Consider the following 15,727-nt stretch of genomic DNA (forward strand, 5'->3'; position numbering starts at 1 on the left):
CGCAGCAGGCGATGATTCGGTCGTGTTTAGGCGAATATGGCATACCAAAGCCTCGCCGCGCGGCTCAGCGGTAACATTCGCTCACCTTGCCGTTGGCCAGATCCTTGAGGATCGGACAGTCCGGCCGCTCATCCCCCTGGCAGTGGGAAACCAGATCGCCGAGGGTATCGCGCAGGCTCACCAGCTCTTCGATGCGCCGGTTCAGCTCGTCGATATGCTGCATGGCCAGCGCCTTGACGTCGGCACTGGCGCGCTGGCGGTCTTGCCAGAGCGTCAGCAGTTTGCCGACCTCTTCCAGGGAAAACCCCAGATCGCGCGAGCGCTTGATGAACGCCAGGCTGTGCAGGTCTTCTGGCTGGTACAGGCGGTAGCCGCTGTCGCTGCGGGTGGCCGGTTTGAGCAGGCCGATGGACTCGTAATAGCGGATCATCTTGGTGCTGAGCCCGCTGCGGCGGGCTGCCTGGCCGATGTTCATGGAGCCTCCTGGGCGCTGCTGGTGGGTTTCCAGGTCTTCAGCCATAGCGCATTGCTGACCACACTGACGCTGGACAGGGCCATGGCGGCGCCGGCCAGCACCGGGTTGAGGTAACCCAGCGCGGCCAAGGGGATACCGACCAGGTTGTAGATGAACGCCCAGAACAGGTTCTGGCGGATCTTCGCGTAGGTCTTGCGGCTGATCTCCAGGGCGGCCGGTACCAGGCGGGGGTCACCGCGCATCAGGGTGATGCCGGCGGCCTGCATGGCCACATCTGTGCCACCGCCCATGGCGATGCCGATGTCGGCCGCGGCAAGGGCCGGGGCATCGTTGATGCCGTCGCCTACCATCGCCACCACGCCGTCCTGTTTGAGCGCCGTCACCGTGGCGGCCTTGTCGGCTGGCAGCACTTCGGCGTGCACGTCGTCGATGCCGAGGGCGTCGGCAACCACCTTGGCGCTGCCGCGGTTGTCGCCGGTCAGCAGGTGGCTGCTGATGTGTTGTGCGTGCAGGGTATCGATAGCCTGCGCAGCACCCGGCTTGAGGCTGTCGCCGAAGGCGAACAGGCCCAGCACCCGGGGTTGTGCGCCGCGCTCGACAAGCCACGACAGCGTACGGCCTTCGGCTTCCCAGGCGTGGGCCTTGGCGGCCAGGCCACCGGGTTGCAACATGCTTTCATCAAGCAGGCGGCGATTGCCCAGGGCCAGATCACGGCCTTCCACTTGCCCGGCGATACCCCGCCCGGTCAGCGACTGGCTGTCGACCACCGCAGGCACCTCCAACTGCTGTTCGGCGCACGCATCCAGCACGGCCTTGGCCAACGGGTGCTCACTGCCGCGCTGAAGGGCGCCGGCCAAGCGGTGCAGCTCGGCGGTGCTGCCGACCAGCGCCTGGCTGTGGACCACCCGGGGGCTGCCGGAGGTGAGGGTACCGGTCTTGTCGAAGACCACCCGGTTGACCGCATGGGCACGCTCCAGGGCCTCGGCGTCCTTGATCAGGATGCCGTGGCGGGCGGCCACGCCGGTGCCGGCCATGATCGCCGCCGGCGTGGCCAGGCCGAGCGCACAGGGGCAGGCGATCACCAGCACGGCGACCGCATTGATCAGCGCGGTTTCCAGCGGGGCGCCGGCCAGCCACCAGCCAACCAGGGTGACCAGCGCGATCACCAGCACGGCCGGGACAAAGACCTGGCTGACCCGGTCCACCAGCTTCTGAATGGGCGCCTTGGCCGCCTGGGCATCTTCGACCAGGCGGATGATGCGGGCCAGCACGGTTTCGGTACCCAGTGCCTGGGTGCGCACCAGCAGCCGACCTTCGCCATTGATGGCGCCACCGGTAACGGGGTCGCCAGGTTGTTTGGGCACCGGCAGGCTCTCGCCGCTGATCAGGGCCTCGTCGGCGTGGCTGCTGCCTTCCTCGACTTGGCCATCGACCGGGAACCGTTCACCGGGTTTGACCGCTACCAGGTCACCGAGCCGCAACTGGGCGATCGCCACATCTTCCTCACGGCCATCTATCACGCGCACCGCGCGTTCGGGGCGCAGGGCTTCAAGGGCGCGGATGGCGCTGGCGGTCTGGCGCTTGGCGCGGCTTTCGAGGTATTTGCCCAGCAAGACCAGGGCAATGACCACGGCCGAGGCTTCGAAGTACAGGTGTGGCGCCATGCCGGCCGGGGCTTGTGCCCATTGGTACAGGCTCAGGCCGTAGCCGGCACTGGTGCCCAGGGCCACCAGCAGGTCCATGTTGCCGGCACCGGCACGCACGGCCTTCCAGGCCGCCACATAGAAGCGCGCACCGAGAATGAACTGCACGGGCGTTGCCAGCACAAACTGCGCCCAGGCGGGCAGCATCCAGTGCAGGCCGAAGGGCTGCACCAGCATCGGCAACACCAGCGGCAGGGCCAGCAGCAGGGCAGCAGCGACGGCCAGGCGTTCGTTGCGCAGGCGGCGCTGGGCATCGCCCTGCTCATTCTTGCCCGCATGCGGCAGGCTGGCGCTATAGCCGGCCTTTTCCACGGTGTTGATCAAAAGGCTGTCGTCGAGGGCCGCGAGCACCTCGAGGTGCGCGCGTTCGCTGGCCAGGTTGACGCTGACCTGCTCGACCCCGGGCAGTTTGCCGAGCGCGCGTTCGACACGGCCGACGCAGCTGGCGCAGGTCATGCCGCCGATCTGCAGCTCGACGGTGCGGGTGGGGACGCCGTAGCCGGCTTCACGCACGGCGTCGAGCAAGGCCGGCAGGCTGCTGGCCGGAGCCTGGACCCGGGCCTGTTCGGTGGCAAGGTTGACGCTGACCTGTTCAGCGCCGTCGACCTTTCGCAGGGCGCGCTCGACCCGGCCGGCACAGCTGGCGCAGGTCATGCCGGAAATCGGCAGGTCGAACGTGGTGGATGCGGGCATGGCTGTCCTCCTTGGATTGGCCTCCAGCATCAACCTTGCCACGTAGGCAAGGTCAATAGCCGAGGCCGGCGCGCTTCAATTCCAGCCCATTGTGACCCATGGCAATCCGGTATTTGTTGATCTGGCCCGCCTGCAGGTTCAAACGCGTGCTGCGCTGGTCTTCGATACCCGCAGCGCAACCGGGCGCTTGCCCTGGCAGTAGGCGCAGGCGCACATCCACTGGGCCGGGTGGCAGGTTGAAGGAGGTGGACTGCTCCTGGAACACGCGCCCGGAAAGCTGGTCGTTGAGGTAGACGCCAATTTCGCAACTGGTGGCCACTTCCAGGCGCTCCCGGGAGATGATCAATACGCTGTAGTCCGAGTTGCCCTCGGCGCTGGCCGGTGGCACCGCAGCCAGCGCGCTCAAAAGCCCGACGACGCCCAATGCTGCCCTGAACATGAAAAATCTCCTGCTTGCCTGATCGTCAAAGGCGCAGCTTGGCCGACGTGAGCGCGGATTTCCAGCCCGGGCGCTTGCAAGGGCTTGACCTTGACCCGATGGCAAGCTTGAAACTGCGTCAAAACCTGAAGGAGGTAACCCCATGCAAGTGTTCAATGTACAAGGCATGACCTGTGGCCATTGTGTCAAAGCAGTGACCCGGGCAGTGCAGGCGCAAGATGCCGCGGCTCAGGTCGAGGTCGACCTGGCGGGCAAGCAGGTGCGGGTGCAGAGTGCGATGGCGGTAGAGCAGATCCTCACGGCGATCCGTGACGAGGGTTATCAAGCCGAAGTGGCCTGATGCCCAGGGGCGCTTGGTGCCCCTTTTGTTGCAAATGTTTTCATGCTGATGGAGCCCTTAGCAGGTAGACTTACGCACTTGCTTAGCCTGCTATGGATTCCTGATGAACCTGCGAATGGTGCTGATCCTGGGCGCATTGAGTGCGTTCGGGCCTTTGGCGATCGACTTTTACCTGCCCGCCTTCCCGGCCATGGCGCAGGCTTTCGCCACCGATGAAAAACACGTCCAGACCACCTTGGCCGCCTACTTCCTTGGCCTGTCCATCGGCCAGTTGGCGTATGGCCCGGTGGCCGACCGCTTCGGGCGGCGCAAGCCTCTGCTGTTTGGCGTGACACTGTTTACCCTGGCCTCGCTGGCGTGCGCCTATGCCCCCAACCTCGATACCCTGGTGTTGGCGCGGTTCGTCCAGGCGCTGGGCGGCTGCGCCGGGATGGTGCTGTCGCGGGCGATCGTCAGTGACAAGTGCGACCCGGTGGCGTCGGCCAAAGTGTTTTCGCAACTGATGCTGGTGATGGGCCTGGCGCCGATCCTCGCGCCGATGCTGGGCGGGGTGTTGGTGAACCTGGCGGGCTGGCAGTCGATCTTCCTGGTGCTGAGCCTGTTCAGTGCCGCCTGCCTGCTGGCGGTCAGCCTGGGCCTGCCGGAGAGCCTGCCGGCGGACATGCCGCGCCAACCGCTGTCGGGGGCGTTGCGCCAGTACCTGCGCCTGCTCAATGACCGGGTGTTCCTCGGCCATGCCTTGACCGGTGGTATTGCCATTGCCGGTATGTTTGCCTACATCGCCGGCTCGCCTTTCGTCTTCATCAAGCTGTATGGCGTGCCTGCCGAGCATTACGGCTGGTTGTTCGGCACCAATGCGGCGGGTTTTATCCTCGTGGCGCAGGTCAATGCACGCTTGCTGGCCAAGCGTGGCCCGGCTTTCTTGCTGGTGCGCGCAGTGTGGATGTACCTGGCCGCAGGTTTGCTGTTGCTTGGCGTTGCCGCGCTGCGGCCGAGCCAATTGTGGCCGCTGCTGGTGCCGTTGTTCGTGTGCATCGCAAGCCTGGGCTGCATCATCCCCAATGCCTCGGCCTGCGCCATGAGTGGGCAGGGCGCACGGGCAGGCAGCGCCTCGGCATTGATGGGCTGCCTGCAGTTCAGCGTCGCCGCGGGCGCAGCGGCATTGGTCGGGTTGTTGCACGATGGCAGTGCGGTGCCGATGACACTGGTGATCAGCCTGTGCGGGGCACTGGTGGTCAGTGTCGCGCTGCTGACCCGGCGCTTGCAGGCCAGGCGGCCTGCGTAAGCGGGTGGGGCGCCTGCAGGCGGGTTTCCAAGGTGGCGACGAAGGCACGTGCTTCGGCCTCGCTGCGGAAACTGACCACGTGTTGGTCGAGCTGAACCTGCCAGGGGCAGATCGGGTTGCGGCTCGACGCACTGACGACAATTTTCATCGCGGCATACCTCCAATGGTGTTGAGAGCGGATGAAGTGTAGCGCTGTGCCCTGTGCATGCCATGACCGGTATCTGCGTTCTGACTGACGGTCAGTGGCGCTGTTATTTCCCACATTACTTCATGCTGCCCGGGTGTAATGCCTGGAAGCATGTAGAAGCTTCGCTTTTGTTTGCGCTATTTATGGTAGCCCGCTGTCGGTCGCATCCGAATGTACTCCGGGCGATTATTCCTCATGCGCTGTCTGTGCCCCGCAAAGTTCTGGGGCATTGTTCATCTGCGCGGTTTCGGCGCGTTCCACGAACCTGCACATCATCTCGCATGGGTAGGCATACCCAATGGACTTCAGACAGGCGGGCCGCATCCGCTGGCTGCCTGAGTGGGGTTTTCTGCGGCTTATACTGGCCCCCAGAGCCAGTGTCAGCGAGAGGGGTTTCCCTGTCGGTGCTGGCAATTATCAGGCAGGCGATCCGCGTTGCCAGGGTTGGCCATTGCATCCACATGTGAACGTGCAGGGAGTTACAGGGATATGAACGCAGTCAGCAGTATCAGCCAGATCGCCAGCCTGATGGCCGACCCCAAGCGCAGTGCCATGCTCTGGGCGTTGATCGACGGCACGCCGCGCCTGGCGAACGAACTCGCGATGATGACCGGGTTGACGTCATCCTCCGCTTGCGCCCACCTTTCGTTGCTGTCTTCGGCCGGTTTGCTCAGGCACGAAGCGCGCGGGCGTAAACGCTACTTCCGCTTGGCGACCCCGCAGGTGGGGGCTGCGGTGGAGGCATTGGCCAGCGTGCAGTTGTGCAGCGCCAAAGCGCACCCGCCCGAGGCGACTGCCACGCAACTGCCCATGTCGCTACGCAGGGCGCGGCGTTGCGGGGACCATCTGGGTGGGGAGCTTGCCGGCGAGTTGTACCACCGCCTGGTGGCGGCCGGCTGGCTGGAGGGCACCGACCGTCAACTGGTGGTCAGTGAGCGAGGGCGGGCCGAGCTGGCGCTGGTGGGCGTTTACATCGACGCCCTGGCGCCACACCAGCAACGGGGTTGCGTGATCTGCCGCTGCACCGACTGGAACAACCAGGGCCCTCACCTGGGGGGCGTGCTCGGGCAGGCCCTGTTCAGGCTGTTTCTTCAGTCTGGCTGGATGCGCGAGTCCGAGGATACGCGGGCATTGCATATCTCGGCGCTGGGCATCCAGCACATCAATCGCATTGCCCGCGTCACGACGTTGCAGGTCGGCTGACCGCAACGCCACCCGCCAATCAGACCAGCCGCGCGTCCAGGCTGTTTTGCGCCAGGCGGCGGGCCTGGTCTTCGGTCATGCCCAGGTGGGTGTGCAGGGCATGGAAGTTTTCGGTGACGTAGCCGCCGAAGTAGGCTGGGTCGTCCGAGTTGACCGTGACCTTCACCCCGCGTTCGAGCATGTCCAGGATGTTGTGCTGGCGCATGTGGTCGAACACGCAGAGCTTGATGTTCGACAGGGGGCAGACGGTCAGGGGGATCTGCTCGTCGATGATGCGTTGCATCAGGCGCTCGTCTTCGATGGCGCGCACGCCATGGTCGATGCGTTTGATCTTCAACAGGTCCAGGGCTTCCCAGATGTATTCGGGCGGGCCTTCTTCACCGGCGTGGGCAACGGCGACGAAGCCTTCGCTGCGGGCGCGGTCGAACACACGCTGGAACTTGCTAGGCGGGTGGCCCATTTCAGAGCTGTCCAGGCCTACGGCGATGAACGCATCGCGGAAGGGCAGGGCCTGGTCGAGTGTCTTGTGCGCTTCTTCTTCGCTGAGGTGGCGCAGGAAGCTCAAGATCAGGCCACTGCTGATGCCCAATTGTTCACGGCCATCCTTGAGCGCCTGGTTGATGCCGTTGAGCACCACTTCAAAAGGGATGCCGCGGTCGGTATGGGTTTGCGGGTCGAAGAACGGTTCGGTGTGGATGACGTTCTGCGCCTTGCAGCGTTGCAGGTAGGCCCAGGTCAGGTCGTAGAAGTCCTGCTCGGTACGCAATACATCCGCGCCCTGGTAATAAAGGTCGAGGAATTCCTGCAGGTTGTTGAAGGCATAGGCGCCACGCAGTGCCTCTACATCGGCCCAGGGCAGGGCGATCTTGTTGCGCTCGGCCAGGGCAAACAGCAGCTCGGGCTCCAGCGAGCCTTCCAGGTGCAGGTGCAGTTCGGCCTTGGGCAGGGCGTTCAACCAGTCATACATAGGTGGTTATCTCGATCAGGTACGGTTGTCGCCATTCTACAGGGCCTGGCCAGGCAATGCGCCCGGCCAGGCCCTGTGTTGGCTCAACCGGCGATCAGTTGCGCGGCGGCCTGGCGGTGGTTGGCGATCAGGCCCTGGATATCCAGGCCTTCGATCTGGCCGTCGACCACCCGCCACTGGCCACCGACCATGACCCGGTCGGCCCGGTCGGCTCCGCACAGCAGCAGCGCCGACAGCGGGTCATGGCTGCCCGAGAAGCGCAGCTCGTCGAGTTTGAACATCGCCAGGTCGGCTTGCTTGCCAACGGCCAGCTCACCAATGTCCTGGCGCCCGAGCAGGCGTGCCGAACCCCGTGTCGCCCAACCCAGGGCACGCTCCGGGGTGATCTGCTCGGCGCCATAGCGCAGGCGCTGCAGGTACAGGGCCTGACGGGCTTCGAGGATCATGTTGGAGGCATCGTTGGAGGCCGACCCGTCGACGCCCAGGCCCAGCGGGGCGCCGGCGGCTTCAAGGTCCACGGTCGGGCAGATGCCCGAGGCCAGGCGCATGTTCGAGCTCGGGCAGTGGCAGATGCCGGTGCCGGCCGCGCCCAGGCGGGCGATTTCGTCGGCATTGAAGTGAATGCCGTGAGCCAGCCAGGTGCGTGGGCCGAGCCAGCCGACGCTGTCCAGGTAGTCCACTGTGCGCAGGCCGAAGCGTTGCAGGCAGAAGTCTTCCTCATCGAGGGTTTCCGCCAGGTGGGTGTGCAGGCGCACGTCCAGTTCTTCGGCGAGCGTGGCACTGGCCCGCATGATTTCAGGCGTGACCGAGAAGGGCGAGCAGGGCGCCAGGGCAATCTGGATCTGCGCACCGTCACCGCGTTCATGGTAGCTGTGGATAAGCCGCTGGCTGTCGGCCAGAATCACCTCGCCCTGTTGCACCGTTTGCTGCGGGGGCAGGCCGCCGTCGTCTTCGCCCAGGCTCATCGAGCCGCGGGTCAGCATCGCGCGCATGCCCAGCTGGCGCACCACGTCGACTTGCACGTCGATGGCATTGTCCAGGCCTTGGGGGAACAGGTAATGGTGATCGGCGGCGGTCGTGCAACCCGACAGCAGCAGTTCGGCCAGTGCTACCTGGCTGGCCAGCGCCAGTTTCGCGGGGGTCAGGCGTGCCCACACCGGGTACAGCGTCTTCAACCAAGGGAACAGCGGCTGGTTGACCACAGGTGCCCAGGCCCGGGTGAGGGTCTGGTAGAAGTGGTGGTGGGTGTTGATCAGGCCCGGGGTGACCACATGCTCGCGGGCATCGAACACTTGGTCGCAGGGTTGGCTGGGGCTTTCGCCGAGGGCCAGAAGCTGTGTGATACGGCCGTCTTCGATGACCAGCCCGCCACGGGCGTCGGTGTCGTTGGCGGTGAAGATGGCAAGCGGGGATTTCAACCAGATGCGGGTCGCAGGCATGGTGCCGGCTCCTCTGAAAGTGGGTTCAGGTTAGCCAGCTCAGTGTTGCCCTGTCTGCTGATCCAGGTCCGCCGCGGGGGCGAGGCATCGAGTCTACTGCCTCGCCACGCAGCTTTCAATTCACCAGGTCAGGGGCTCACCTTTGTAGTTGATGAAGCGCAGGCCGCCCTTGCCGCTTTGCGCCTTGATCTGCTCGAGCATGCCGCGGGTGCTGGTGAGTACGTCGATCTCGGCGTTCTCGCCGCCCATGTCGGTCTTCACCCAGCCAGGGTGCATGGCCAGTACGCAAAGGCCGGGGCGCTGCTGTTCGACAACGAAGCTGTTGATCATCGAGTTCAGCGCCGCCTTGCTGGCTTTGTACAGGCAGACTTCACCGCCGTCCGGCACGGTCACGCTGCCCAGGATCGAGCTCATGAAGGCCAGCACGCCGCTGCCCTCGCGAACCTGGCCGACCAGGCGCCGGGCGACGCGGATGGGCGCCACTGCGTTGGTCATGAACAGGTCGCCGATGTCCTGGTTGCGGACGGTTTCCAGGTCTTGTGGCAGCGGGCCCATGACGCCGGCGTTGACGAACAGCAGGTCGAACACTTCGCCTTGCAGGCGTTGCTTCAGCCCGTCGAGCTGCGCGGTATCATTCATCTCCAGCTGCTCGATACGCACACCGGGGACACTGGCCAAGGCGCCGGCCTTTTGCGGGTCGCGCACCGTGGCGATGACGTTCCAGCCGTCCTCTTGCAGGCGTTGCACCAAGCCCAGGCCAAGCCCACGGGAGGCGCCGATGATGAGTGCGGTTTTTGCGGTGGCCATGTGGACGCGCTCCTTGATCGATTGCAAAAGAAAGGTATTGAGGATACTGCAGACTGGCAGTTGCCGCCTTGCCCGCCTTTGGTTAATTAATGATCAGTTGCGCCAGGCCTTGTGTGGCTGGGCGTTTGGCCTATTGGCTAACGGGTTATCCACAGGCTGTTCCACAGTTATTGTGTGCAAGCTACACGGGTTGCCGGGGCTGCCTTGTGAATCGGGTTTGGGGATAACTCTCAGGGTTTCAGTCATTTGCAGCTGTCATCAAATAGTGATCAAAATATGATCAAAGCTCTGCAGGCCTTGAAAAACCTAGCCTGCAAGAGAGTGCCCCAAGCTTATCCACAGGCAGGCCCACAGTTCATGTGCGTAATGTTCAGCGTGCTTCGAGCAGTATTCGCCCACGGCTCAGGTCGGCCAGCTGCTGTTGCAGCGCGGCCAGCTGGGCTTCACCCACCGCAATGTGCAGGTCTACACCATTGGCGGTGAACTGTTCATCCAGCACCAGGCCGTCAGCCTCTGCCAGGCGCAGTTTCAGCAACGCCAGCTCGCTGAAGCTGCAACTGCAGGTGAATTCGCTGCGTTGCACCAACAACCGCTTGGGAGCCTGTTGCAGGCATTTGTTGGCGCCGCCGCCATAGGCCCTGGCCAGGCCTCCGGTGCCCAGCTGGATGCCGCCGTACCAGCGGATCACCAGCACCACCACCTGATCGCAGTCTTGCGCTTCGATAGCCGCCAGGATCGGGCGACCGGCGGTGCCACCCGGCTCGCCATCGTCATTGCTGCGGTACTGGCCGCCCAGCTTCCAGGCCCAGCAGTTGTGGGTAGCGGCCAGGTCGCTGTGGCGTTCGATGAAGCTCATCGCCTCGGCAGCACTGGTAATCGGGCCGGCGAGGGTGATGAAACGGCTTTTGCGGATTTCTTCACGAAACTCGCAGAGGTCGAGCAGGGTAGAAGGCATAAATGGCTGTCAGGCACTCGGCTTGATGCCGCACCCCTTGAGAATGATGTGGATAAGGTTGTTGCTGGCGTCTTCCATGTCTTGCTTGGTCAGGCGGCTGCGGCCGGTGACCTGGCAGATCTGCGTGGCGAAGTCGGCGTAGTGCTGGGTGCTGCCCCAGAGCAGGAAGATCAGGTGCACCGGGTCGACCGGGTCCATCTTGCCCGCTTCGATCCAGGCCTGGAACACCGCTGCCCGGCCACGGAACCACTCGCGGTAGTCGGCGCTGAAGTACTCGTTCAGGCAACTGCCGCCGCTGATCACTTCCATGGCGAAGATCCGCGAGGCCTGCGGGTTGCGCCGCGAAAACTCCATCTTGGTGCGGATGTAATGGCTCAGCGCTTGGCCCGGGTCGTCCTCGACGCTCAAGGCGTTGAAGGTGCTGTCCCACAACTCGATGATGTTGCTCAGCACGGCAATGTACAGGCCCAGCTTGTTGGTGAAGTAATAATGCAGGTTGGCCTTGGGCAATCCGGCCTTCAGGGCAATGGTGTTCATGCTGGTGCCCTTGAAGCCATGGCGGGCGAATTCGTCTTCGGCGGCCTGGATGATGGCCTGTTCGTTCTTCTGGCGGATGCGGCCGGCGGGCTTGCCCGAGGCGGAGAGGCGATGCGCTGGGACTTCAAGGGTCATGGACGATTCCGTACGGGTCAGTGGCAGCGGCTGTCGGACAAGATTACCTGCCTACGCCGAAGTGACAAGCGTTTGCGTCAGAGACTGGCATCAGCGTGTCGCAGCCAGGCTATCCAGGAAGCTCTCCAGCACCAGGTTCGGCCGCCGCCCTTTGCGTGTCACCCAACTCAGGCTCAGGTCATAGAAGCGCTGGCGGGGCTTGAGGGCCCGCAGCCGGCCTTGCTGCACCCAGAAGCTGGCGTAGTGGTCTGGCAGGTAGCCGATGTAGCGCCCGGTGAGGATGAGAAACGCCATGCCTTCGCGGTCCGACGCGCTGGCCGTGCAGTGCAGCGCCTGGTAGTGAGCCTGGACATCGGCCGGCAGGCGGAAGGTTGGGGTGATGGCCTCCTGGCTGTTGAGCCTGTCGTCGTCTATCTGATGATCGTCGGCGTAGAACAGCGGGTGGCCGACCGCGCAATACAGCAGCGAGCGCTCGCTATACAGCGGTTGGTATTCAAGGCCTGACAGGGCGATGGTCTGTGGCACCACGCCAACATGCAGACTGCCGTCGAGCACGCCGTGCTCGACCTGGCTGGGGGCGATCATGCGGATGTTGATGCGCACGTCAGGGCCGCGGTCCTTGAGCTCGGCAAGCGCATGGGTGATGCGCATATGCGGCAGGGTCACCAGGTTATCGGTCAGGCCGATGTTCAGCTCGCCGCGCAGGTGCTGGTGCAGCCCGTTGACCTCGGTACGGAAGCTCTCCAGTGCACTGAGCAACTGCAAGGCCGAATGGTAGACCTCGCGGCCTTCCTCCGTCAGCGAAAAACCGGCACGGCCGCGCTGGCACAGGCGCAGGCCCAGGCGCTGCTCCAGGTCGTTCATTTGCTGGCTGATGGCCGAGCGGCCGATCCCGAGTACGTTCTCGGCTGCCGAGAAGCCGCCGCACTCGACGACGCTGCGGTAGATCTTCAACAGGCGAATGTCAAAATCGCTGACTTGAGCGAGTGGGTCGGGGCGTCGGCTCATTAGTTTAGTGTTGCCCTATCTGAAGATTAGAAATGCAGGCTTTTTCAGACTTTATCGCCGTGCCAATTTAGCTGCAACAACATCCATCGTTGCCTAATCGTCTTCCGAGGAACCGCCGATGAACATGCCCGAAACCGCCCCCACCGGTATCGCCAGCCAGCTCAAGCTGGATGCGCACTGGATGCCCTACACCGCCAACCGCAATTTCCATCGCGACCCACGCCTGATCGTGGCGGCGCAAGGCAACTACCTTGTGGATGACAAGGGGCGCAAGATTTTCGACGCCTTGTCTGGCTTGTGGACCTGCGGTGCCGGGCATACCCGCAAGGAAATCACCGAGGCGGTAACCCGTCAGCTTGGCACCCTGGATTACTCCCCAGCCTTCCAGTTCGGCCACCCGCTGTCGTTCCAGCTGGCTGAAAAGATCACCGAGCTGACTCCGGGTGATCTGAACCACGTCTTCTATACCAACTCCGGATCCGAGTGCGCCGATACAGCGTTGAAGATGGTGCGTGCCTACTGGCGCCTGAAAGGCCAGGCGAGCAAGGCCAAGATCATCGGCCGTGCCCGCGGTTACCATGGCGTCAACATCGCCGGTACCAGCCTGGGTGGCGTGAACGGCAACCGCAAGATGTTCGGCCAGTTGCTGGACGTCGACCATTTGCCGCACACCGTGCTGCCGGTAAACGCCTTCTCCAAGGGCATGCCGGAAGAGGGCGGCATCGCCCTGGCCGACGAGATGCTCAAACTGATCGAGCTGCACGATGCCTCGAACATCGCGGCGGTGATTGTCGAGCCACTGGCCGGGTCGGCAGGTGTTCTGCCGCCACCGAAGGGCTACCTCAAGCGCCTGCGCGAGATCTGCACCCAGCACAACATCCTGCTGATCTTCGACGAAGTGATCACCGGTTTCGGACGCATGGGCGCGATGACCGGGGCTGAAGCTTTCGGCGTAACGCCAGACCTGATGTGCATCGCCAAGCAGGTGACCAACGGCGCCATCCCGATGGGTGCGGTAATTGCCAGCACCGAGATCTATCAGACCTTCATGAACCAGCCCACCCCGGAATACGCGGTGGAGTTCCCCCACGGCTATACCTACTCGGCCCACCCTGTAGCCTGCGCCGCCGGCCTCGCCGCGCTGGACCTGCTGCAGAAGGAAAGCCTGGTGCAGGCCGCTGCCGAACTGTCGCCGCACTTCGAGAAGCTGCTGCACGGTGTCAAAGGCACGAAGAACGTCGTCGACATCCGCAACTACGGCCTGGCCGGCGCGATCCAGATCGCTGCCCGCGATGGCGATGCGATCGTGCGCCCTTATGAAGTGGCGATGAAGCTGTGGAAGGCGGGCTTCTATGTTCGCTTCGGTGGCGACACCCTGCAGTTCGGCCCAACCTTCAACACCCAGCCGCAGGAACTGGACCGCCTGTTCGACGCAGTGGGCGAGACCCTGAACCTGATCGATTGATCTTCGCGAATATGACGACAGGCGCGTGAGGTGATCACGCGCTTGTAATACCCTCTTTATCTGGAGTTATGCATGAGCATTGTTCAGCACCTGATCAACGGCGAGCTGGTTACCAAGGGTGAGCGCACCGCCGATGTCTTCAATCCGTCGACCGGCCAGGCCGTGCGCAAGGTCGAACTGGCCAGCCGTGCGACCGTGCAGGAGGCCATCGACTCGGCCAAAGCGGCGTTCCCGGCCTGGCGCAACACACCGCCGGCCAAACGTGCCCAGGTGATGTTCCGTTTCAAGCAACTGCTGGAGCAGAACGAAGCACGCATCTCGCAGATGATCAGCGAAGAGCACGGCAAGACTGTGGAAGACGCTGCGGGCGAGCTGAAGCGCGGTATCGAGAACGTCGAGTTTGCATGTGCGGCGCCGGAAGTGCTCAAAGGCGAGTACAGCCGCAACGTGGGCCCGAACATTGACGCCTGGTCCGACTTCCAGCCGCTGGGTGTGGTTGCCGGTATCACGCCGTTCAACTTCCCGGCCATGGTTCCGCTGTGGATGTACCCGCTGGCCATTGCCTGCGGTAACGCGTTCATCCTCAAGCCTTCCGAGCGTGATCCGAGTTCGACCCTGTTCATCGCGCAACTGCTGCTGGAGGCTGGCCTGCCGAAGGGCATCCTCAACGTGGTGCACGGTGACAAGGAAGCGGTGGATGCACTGATCGAGGCCCCAGAGGTAAAAGCCCTGAGCTTCGTAGGTTCGACGCCAATTGCCGAGTACATCTATGCCGAAGGCACCAAGCGCGGCAAACGCGTCCAGGCGCTGGGTGGTGCGAAGAACCACGCCGTGCTGATGCCTGATGCTGACCTGGACAACGCCGTCAGCGCCCTGATGGGGGCTGCCTACGGTTCGTGCGGTGAGCGTTGCATGGCTATTTCCGTGGCGGTGTGCGTGGGTGACCAGGTTGCAGATGCCCTGATCGCCAAGCTAGAGCCCCAGATCAAAGCCTTGAAGATCGGTGCGGGTACGTCTTGTGGCCTGGACATGGGCCCGCTGGTAACGGCTGCTGCCCGTGACAAGGTGGTTGGCTATATCGACGACGGTGTGGCTGCTGGCGCCAAGCTGGTGGTAGACGGCCGTGGCTTCCGTGTGGCGGGTAATGAGGATGGTTACTTCGTGGGTGGCACCTTGTTCGACAAGGTGACCCCGGAGATGCGCATCTATAAAGAAGAGATCTTCGGCCCTGTGCTGTGCGTGGTGCGGGTGAACAGCCTGGAGCAGGCCATGCAACTGATCAACGATCACGAGTATGGCAACGGCACTTGCATCTTCACCCGTGATGGTGAGGCGGCGCGCCTGTTCTGTGACGAGATCGAAGTGGGCATGGTTGGTGTGAACGTGCCGCTGCCGGTACCGGTGGCTTATCACAGCTTTGGTGGCTGGAAGCGTTCGCTGTTTGGTGACCTGCATGCTTATGGGCCGGATGGTGTGCGCTTCTATACCCGCCGCAAGGCGATCACCCAGCGCTGGCCGCAGCGGGCTAGCCATGAGGCGTCGCAGTTTGCGTTCCCTAGCCTTTAAGGCGTGACGTGAAGCGGGGAGGCCGGAAGGCCTCCCCGTTTTCTATATCGAGACAGGCACCAAGGCGCCGCGCGCCTATCCCTCAGGAATAACTGGCCCGAAACAAATGTAGGAGCGGCCTTGCGTCGCGATGCGCCGCGCGGACGGCGCTCGATCTCATAGGCGCCGAAAGGGTAATGGCGGGCACCTGTCAGCCTTGATGCGGCCCTTTTCCCTTTATATGTCACTTTCTTGAAATTAAGGGTTGACGCGGTTTCGAATCCCCTTATAATGCGCCCCACTTCCAGCGTAGTCGGAACGAAAAACTCCTTGAGATTCAATGAGTTGATCGAGCCAGTTAGTGGTGGAAGTGCTCCGATCGAAAGGTCGTCAGCGGTTAAGATGGTGGTTGACAGCGCTTCTAAACGCTGTATGATTCGCCTCCCGCTACGAGAGATCGCAGCGAGTCAAGTGTTTGAAGCTAAACGAGTTTCTCGCAAAAAACTTCAAAATAAACGCTTGACAGCAAGTGAGGAAAGCGTAG

At 63.3% G+C, this 15,727-nt stretch carries 15 protein-coding genes; 5 read left to right on the plus strand and 10 right to left on the minus strand.

The window, feature by feature from the left end; genetic code table 11:
- Window positions 1–64 precede the first annotated feature (64 nt).
- Genes cueR through LJX93_RS03045 form a run of 3 tightly spaced genes read right to left on the minus strand, consistent with a single transcriptional unit; the run spans window position 65 to window position 3,310 of the window.
- Window positions 65–475, minus strand: coding sequence for a Cu(I)-responsive transcriptional regulator (cueR, locus tag LJX93_RS03035; protein WP_227696743.1), 411 nt, complete (start codon window positions 473–475; stop codon window positions 65–67).
- On the minus strand, window positions 472–2,871 hold the full coding sequence (locus tag LJX93_RS03040; RefSeq protein ID WP_033703367.1) for a heavy metal translocating P-type ATPase: 2,400 nt from the start codon (window positions 2,869–2,871) through the stop codon (window positions 472–474). The genes cueR and LJX93_RS03040 overlap by 4 nt, the downstream gene beginning before the upstream one ends.
- A gap of 52 nt (window positions 2,872–2,923) precedes the next feature.
- The gene (locus LJX93_RS03045; protein WP_186660708.1) at window positions 2,924–3,310 is read right to left on the minus strand and encodes a hypothetical protein; all 387 of its coding nucleotides are present in this window, start codon (window positions 3,308–3,310) and stop codon (window positions 2,924–2,926) included.
- 142 nt (window positions 3,311–3,452) lie between these two features.
- Here LJX93_RS03045 and LJX93_RS03050 point away from each other — a divergent pair, with 142 nt between their 5' ends.
- Both LJX93_RS03050 and LJX93_RS03055 read left to right on the plus strand, forming a co-directional pair.
- On the plus strand, window positions 3,453–3,650 hold the full coding sequence (locus tag LJX93_RS03050) for a heavy-metal-associated domain-containing protein (protein ID WP_033703365.1): 198 nt from the start codon (window positions 3,453–3,455) through the stop codon (window positions 3,648–3,650).
- Window positions 3,651–3,753: 103 nt separating this feature from the next.
- Window positions 3,754–4,935: a multidrug effflux MFS transporter gene (locus LJX93_RS03055; RefSeq protein ID WP_033703364.1), complete on the plus strand. Its 1,182-nt coding sequence runs from the start codon at window positions 3,754–3,756 to the stop codon at window positions 4,933–4,935.
- On the opposite strand, the gene LJX93_RS03060 is transcribed toward LJX93_RS03055, so the two are convergent.
- Window positions 4,886–5,083, minus strand: coding sequence for a hypothetical protein (locus LJX93_RS03060; protein WP_033703362.1), 198 nt, complete (start codon window positions 5,081–5,083; stop codon window positions 4,886–4,888). The two genes, LJX93_RS03055 and LJX93_RS03060, sit on opposite strands and share 50 nt — an antisense overlap.
- 528 nt (window positions 5,084–5,611) lie before the next feature.
- Here LJX93_RS03060 and LJX93_RS03065 point away from each other — a divergent pair.
- Window positions 5,612–6,325 carry an ArsR/SmtB family transcription factor gene (locus LJX93_RS03065; protein WP_033703360.1) on the plus strand — a complete coding sequence of 238 codons (714 nt, stop codon included), beginning with the start codon at window positions 5,612–5,614 and terminating at the stop codon, window positions 6,323–6,325.
- A gap of 19 nt (window positions 6,326–6,344) precedes the next feature.
- Here LJX93_RS03065 and LJX93_RS03070 read toward each other — a convergent pair whose 3' ends face one another.
- From LJX93_RS03070 to LJX93_RS03095, 6 genes are all read right to left on the minus strand, one after another.
- Window positions 6,345–7,292 (minus strand): adenosine deaminase, encoded by a 948-nt coding sequence (locus tag LJX93_RS03070; RefSeq protein WP_227696744.1) that lies wholly within the window; start codon window positions 7,290–7,292, stop codon window positions 6,345–6,347.
- Between the two features lie 83 nt (window positions 7,293–7,375).
- Window positions 7,376–8,731 (minus strand): 8-oxoguanine deaminase, encoded by a 1,356-nt coding sequence (locus LJX93_RS03075; protein WP_033703358.1) that lies wholly within the window; start codon window positions 8,729–8,731, stop codon window positions 7,376–7,378.
- A gap of 120 nt (window positions 8,732–8,851) precedes the next feature.
- On the minus strand, window positions 8,852–9,538 hold the full coding sequence (locus LJX93_RS03080) for an SDR family oxidoreductase (RefSeq protein ID WP_033703357.1): 687 nt from the start codon (window positions 9,536–9,538) through the stop codon (window positions 8,852–8,854).
- Window positions 9,539–9,908: 370 nt separating this feature from the next.
- Complete coding sequence (locus LJX93_RS03085) at window positions 9,909–10,493, minus strand: IMPACT family protein (protein WP_033703355.1); 585 nt, start codon at window positions 10,491–10,493, stop codon at window positions 9,909–9,911.
- Window positions 10,494–10,502: 9 nt separating this feature from the next.
- Window positions 10,503–11,165, minus strand: a complete 663-nt coding sequence (locus tag LJX93_RS03090; RefSeq protein ID WP_033703354.1) for a TetR/AcrR family transcriptional regulator — start codon at window positions 11,163–11,165, stop codon at window positions 10,503–10,505.
- A 90-nt stretch (window positions 11,166–11,255) separates the two neighbouring features.
- Window positions 11,256–12,173, minus strand: coding sequence for a LysR family transcriptional regulator (locus tag LJX93_RS03095; protein ID WP_033703353.1), 918 nt, complete (start codon window positions 12,171–12,173; stop codon window positions 11,256–11,258).
- A gap of 118 nt (window positions 12,174–12,291) precedes the next feature.
- Here LJX93_RS03095 and LJX93_RS03100 point away from each other — a divergent pair, with 118 nt between their 5' ends.
- Together LJX93_RS03100 and LJX93_RS03105 are read left to right on the plus strand one after the other, a co-directional pair.
- Window positions 12,292–13,638: an aspartate aminotransferase family protein gene (locus LJX93_RS03100; protein WP_047583502.1), complete on the plus strand. Its 1,347-nt coding sequence runs from the start codon at window positions 12,292–12,294 to the stop codon at window positions 13,636–13,638.
- Window positions 13,639–13,710: 72 nt separating this feature from the next.
- Window positions 13,711–15,204: a CoA-acylating methylmalonate-semialdehyde dehydrogenase gene (locus LJX93_RS03105; protein ID WP_033703351.1), complete on the plus strand. Its 1,494-nt coding sequence runs from the start codon at window positions 13,711–13,713 to the stop codon at window positions 15,202–15,204.
- The last annotated feature ends 523 nt before the right edge of the window (window positions 15,205–15,727 follow it).

The sequence above is a fragment of the Pseudomonas sp. HN2-3 genome (assembly GCF_020691745.1).
GTDB classification, from domain to species: Bacteria; Pseudomonadota; Gammaproteobacteria; order Pseudomonadales; family Pseudomonadaceae; genus Aquipseudomonas; species Aquipseudomonas capeferrum.

Excerpts from the sequence above, each read along its gene's own strand:
- LJX93_RS03080 (WP_033703357.1), bottom strand. The coding sequence starts at position 9,538 with ATGGCCACCGCAAAAACCGCACTCATCATCGGCGCCTCCCGTGGGCTT.
- LJX93_RS03050 (WP_033703365.1), top strand. The coding sequence starts at position 3,453 with ATGCAAGTGTTCAATGTACAAGGCATGACCTGTGGCCATTGTGTCAAA.
- LJX93_RS03060 (WP_033703362.1), bottom strand. The coding sequence starts at position 5,083 with ATGAAAATTGTCGTCAGTGCGTCGAGCCGCAACCCGATCTGCCCCTGG.
- LJX93_RS03075 (WP_033703358.1), bottom strand. The coding sequence starts at position 8,731 with ATGCCTGCGACCCGCATCTGGTTGAAATCCCCGCTTGCCATCTTCACC.
- LJX93_RS03090 (WP_033703354.1), bottom strand. The coding sequence starts at position 11,165 with ATGACCCTTGAAGTCCCAGCGCATCGCCTCTCCGCCTCGGGCAAGCCC.
- LJX93_RS03070 (WP_227696744.1), bottom strand. The coding sequence starts at position 7,292 with ATGTATGACTGGTTGAACGCCCTGCCCAAGGCCGAACTGCACCTGCAC.
- LJX93_RS03095 (WP_033703353.1), bottom strand. The coding sequence starts at position 12,173 with ATGAGCCGACGCCCCGACCCACTCGCTCAAGTCAGCGATTTTGACATT.
- LJX93_RS03085 (WP_033703355.1), bottom strand. The coding sequence starts at position 10,493 with ATGCCTTCTACCCTGCTCGACCTCTGCGAGTTTCGTGAAGAAATCCGC.
- LJX93_RS03105 (WP_033703351.1), top strand. The coding sequence starts at position 13,711 with ATGAGCATTGTTCAGCACCTGATCAACGGCGAGCTGGTTACCAAGGGT.
- LJX93_RS03055 (WP_033703364.1), top strand. The coding sequence starts at position 3,754 with ATGAACCTGCGAATGGTGCTGATCCTGGGCGCATTGAGTGCGTTCGGG.
- cueR (WP_227696743.1), bottom strand. The coding sequence starts at position 475 with ATGAACATCGGCCAGGCAGCCCGCCGCAGCGGGCTCAGCACCAAGATG.
- LJX93_RS03040 (WP_033703367.1), bottom strand. The coding sequence starts at position 2,871 with ATGCCCGCATCCACCACGTTCGACCTGCCGATTTCCGGCATGACCTGC.
- LJX93_RS03065 (WP_033703360.1), top strand. The coding sequence starts at position 5,612 with ATGAACGCAGTCAGCAGTATCAGCCAGATCGCCAGCCTGATGGCCGAC.
- LJX93_RS03100 (WP_047583502.1), top strand. The coding sequence starts at position 12,292 with ATGAACATGCCCGAAACCGCCCCCACCGGTATCGCCAGCCAGCTCAAG.
- LJX93_RS03045 (WP_186660708.1), bottom strand. The coding sequence starts at position 3,310 with ATGTTCAGGGCAGCATTGGGCGTCGTCGGGCTTTTGAGCGCGCTGGCT.